The sequence below is a fragment of the Prosthecobacter sp. genome, assembly GCF_044378005.1.
Classification (GTDB): Bacteria; Verrucomicrobiota; Verrucomicrobiia; order Verrucomicrobiales; family Verrucomicrobiaceae; genus Prosthecobacter.
In genome coordinates, this window is sequence record NZ_JBILYB010000273.1 from 1 (window position 1) to 3,924 (window position 3,924).

Sequence of the window (3,924 nt, forward strand, 5' to 3'; positions counted from 1 at the left end):
TGCCGACGATTGGCCGCAGTGGCTCGGCCCGCAGCGTGATGGTGTATGGCGCGAGACGGGTATCGTCGATGCCTTTCCAGCAGGCGGCCCGAAGGTGCTTTGGCGCACGAAGATCGGCGGCGGCTATACCGGACCAGCCATCGCAAATGGTAAAGTCTATCTCATGGATCGTCAGGTGGCGGAAAAGAGCGCCGCACCCGGCAATGCCTTCTCAAGCGGCATCATTCCAGGCACGGAGCGCGTGCTCTGTCTCGATGCTGCCACAGGCACGCAGATCTGGGAGCATCGCTACGACTGCACCTACACGATGAGCTACTCCACCGGCCCGCGCTGCACGCCCGTCGTCAGAGATGGCAAGGTGTGGACTCTGGGCGCGGAGGGGAATCTCTTCTGTCTCGATGCCGCGAATGGCAAGATGCTGTGGTCGCATGATTTCAAAACCGAGTTCGATGCGAAAACGCCCATGTGGGGATTCGCGGGTCATCCCTTGCTCGATGGCAATCGCCTCATCTGCCTCTGCGGCGGTCCTGGCAGCGTGGCGGTGGCCTTTGATAAAGACAGCGGCAAAGAACTCTGGCGTTCGCTCGATGCCCGCGAGCCCGGTTATGCACCACCGACGATGATCGAGGCTGGCGGCACGAAGCAACTCATCCTCTGGCATCCACAGTCGGTGAACGCGCTCGATCCAGTCACTGGCAAAGTCTTCTGGTCGCATCCCTGGGAGATTCGCGCGGGACTCAGTGTCGCCACACCTCGTCTCGCAGGTGATCTGCTGCTGCTCAGCTCCTTCTACACCAGTTCGAAGTGCTTCAAACTCGACGGCACGAAGCCGGAAGCCACGCTGCATTGGGAAGGCAAAAGCTTCAGTGAAAAAAACACCGACACGCTGCACAGCCTCATGAGCACGCCCTTCATCGAAGACGGTCACATCTACGGCGTGTGCAGCTACGGCCAGCTCCGCTGCCTGAAACTCGACACGGGTGAACGTGTCTGGGAAACCTTTGCCGCCACCACGGGGGACAAACCTGTGCGCTGGGCCAATGCCTTCCTCATCAAACACGCCGACCGCTTCTTCCTCGCCAATGAACAAGGCGACCTCATCATCGCGAAAATCAGCCCAAAAGGCTACGAGGAGATCAGCCGTGCCAATCTCCTCAAACCGACCACCACCGACCCTCGTCGTGCAGTCGTGTGGTCACATCCGGCGTTCGCGAACCAATGCGTCTTCATGCGCAACGACGAGGAGATCGTGTGCGCTTCTTTAGCGAAGTGATCAGATGCCCTTCGGCATCCAGGTCTCCAGCTTGCTCACCTGCTCTTTCGCGCCGGAGCTGACCGGGATGCCCCAGAAGTCGAAGAAGGGACCGAGGTTCTTGTTCACGATCTTCGAGTAGCGAATGAGGAACTGATCGCGCGCGTCGGCATCGTCTTTCGGAGCGGGGCCGAAGCTGGTGTCGGCGAAGCTGTGCAGATATTTCCGCCAACTCTCCCAGCCGAACTCCTGCATGATCTGGATGTAGGTGGTGAGCGCCAGGAAGGGTTCGCTTTTCCACGTCTGCCATTTGTCGGAGGCGCGCTTGATTTGATCGATGTTTTGCTTTCGTGCTTCGGGGGTGATCGCCGGATGGCCGATGAGCCAGTCTTTCTTCAGCACCTCGTGGTAGCAGTACATGCCGATGACGTTGTTCGTGACTTCGCCTGTTCCATCGAAGGTGAAGGTGCCGCGCTGGTGGTTGTGCCCGATCTCGTGATAAAAGCCCCAGCCGGGGAATTTAAGCCGGCCAAAGGTGACCATCTCCGGCGCTGCACTCGTGGGGATCATAATGGGGTAACCGCTGTGCATGTAACCGGCGCTGATCTGAATATCCGAGACGATGCGTTCAGGGCGTTTGCGCTCGGAGGCCTGATTGCTCACGTCATCCTGCGCCTCGACCACTTTTTGCCAGAAGGTCATCAGCTCGGTAGGGTTATTGATCGTGCGCGCGACTTCCGTCGGGCAGGTGATGATGAGGTTGGCACAGGCGAGTTCGGCCCAATGACCGGGCTGCTTTTTGATCTCGCTGTTCCATTGCTCGTCCGTGTGCTGGCCGAGCACAAAGAGCGGCGCGGGGATTGCACCTTTGATCGTGGCGAGGAAGGCGGTGGTCTCCTTCGCACGGCCTGGAACTTCGATGTAAATCAACCCACCGAAGGCACTCGCGGTCTTGGTTTCAGCGGTGGCGATAGTGGCGGACTTCGTGATGTCCGGCGCGCGCTGCCAAGAGTCGAGATGATACAGCGTGTCGCTGTGGCAGCCGATGCGCACGGCGTAACCTTGCTCGGCGATTGCCACCGGAACGATGACGCTGATCGTCTCGCCAGCCGCAGCGTAAAGGCCCGTGCTCGTCCAGCCAGGGATGGTTGGATTCACGCTCACTTCGCGGGTGACGCGCGGTGCATCGGCTTCCGCTTTGCCGGGGAAAAAGGCATGCGCCGGATGCGCAGTGGTCGTGTCACCACCTGCGAGACGCAGCACGCGTGTCTCCATGCCGAGTCGGAGTCGCGCGGCGTTGTCTTTGGCCGCGGTGAGCGGTGTTTCAGGCGTCGGCAGCGGACCTGCGGAGTCGCCTGGACTGCCGAGCGCGGACGTCACAGCATCGCGCAGGCTGCTGCGATCCGGTGGCTGCGCGGCCAGGGCGATCTGGATAGCATTGGTGCCTTGCTTGATCGCGACAGGGTCGAGTGCAGGTCCTCCTTCGCGCTGCTTTTTGATCGCGGTGATGGCCGTGGCAGCATTCATCATCGGCGGCAGATCCACGCGTGCTTCGAAGCTGCGCAGATTGTCAAAAGCACTCATGTCCGTGATCGCCACGCCCGCTGGCATGAGCGCCTGATTCACCCCATGAGCCAGCGCCAGCTCCTTGCCGCCGCTCGTTTGACTGAAAGCCCAGCCAGTCATGCCTGCGATCAGCCCGCCGCCCTTTTTGATGAACTCCGAGATCGCCGCGCCTTCTTCGGGGCTGGTCACACCCTGGATGTTGATCACCACGACATCGAAGTCATTCAGGCTCTTCGCGTCCACCGCATCAAACGTTTCTGCGCGGAAGCCGCTCGCCTCGAAACTGGCGGCCTTCACACCTTTCAAACCCACGCGTGGCTTGTCTTTCGCGCCCACCCATTTCACGCAGTTCTCGATGAGCTTCGCATGATCACCCCCCGCACTTCCGTCGAGGTAACTGTTATGACCAAAGACGATGATGCGCCCTTTCGCATAGCCCGCTGCGGCTCCCACGGCGATCTCGACGCCGTCTTTGTCAGGCGCGGAGAGAATGGGGAAAGCCATCGTGCCCCAGATGCCAACAGGGCCGGGCGCGCCAGTCTTCGGCACGGACTTCACGCCCTGGAGTATCTTCCCGCGCTCGGCATTCACGAGTTCGGCAGGCATTTGAGCGAGACAGGAGGCTGCGCCAAAAAGGAACAGCAGGCAGGTTGGCAGTTTCATGGTTGGGTGGGGAAATGGATCAGCGGTAAATGACGACGAGGAAGACGAGCGCTTCGCCCTTGCCGGTGTTCACGATGGCATGCGGCACGTCGGCCCGGTAAGTCCCAGAGTCGCCCTTGGTGAGGTCTTCGACATCGGTGCCAGATTCGATGCGCACGGTACCTTCCTCTACCGTCAGGAATTCACGCGTGCCTTCGAAGTGAGGCTGACTGCGTAGAGCGCCGCCGGGTTTCAGGCTGACCTCGTAGAACTCCACGTCCTTCTCCAAATTCAGCGGTGAGAGCGTGCGGATCTCGTGGTGCTTGTCGCTACGATAGACTTGTGCTCGATCACTGGCACGGATGACCTGAATCTTCGACGCCGTGGCCTCTGCACTTTCGATGAGCTCCTGCAAAGTCAGCCCAAAGGCACGAGCGATGCGGAAGGTCACGGTCAGCGTCGGG

General features: G+C 60.4%; 3 protein-coding genes. 1 reads left to right on the plus strand and 2 read right to left on the minus strand.

Features of this window, described 5'->3' with window-relative positions:
- Nucleotides 1–1,273: PQQ-binding-like beta-propeller repeat protein (locus AC6FTP_RS25915; RefSeq protein ID WP_497209792.1), on the plus strand; the 1,273-nt coding region annotated here is incomplete at its 5' end.
- On the opposite strand, the gene AC6FTP_RS25920 is transcribed toward AC6FTP_RS25915, so the two are convergent.
- Nucleotides 1,274–3,481 (minus strand): M60 family metallopeptidase, encoded by a 2,208-nt coding sequence (locus AC6FTP_RS25920; RefSeq protein WP_497209793.1) that lies wholly within the window; start codon nucleotides 3,479–3,481, stop codon nucleotides 1,274–1,276.
- Between the two features lie 19 nt (nucleotides 3,482–3,500).
- A partial coding sequence (locus AC6FTP_RS25925) for a cupin domain-containing protein (protein ID WP_497209794.1) occupies nucleotides 3,501–3,924 on the minus strand: 424 nt, incomplete at its 5' end.

Coding starts and splice junctions, on each gene's coding strand:
- AC6FTP_RS25920 (WP_497209793.1), bottom strand. CDS start 3,481: ATGAAACTGCCAACCTGCCTGCTGTTCCTTTTTGGCGCAGCCTCCTGT.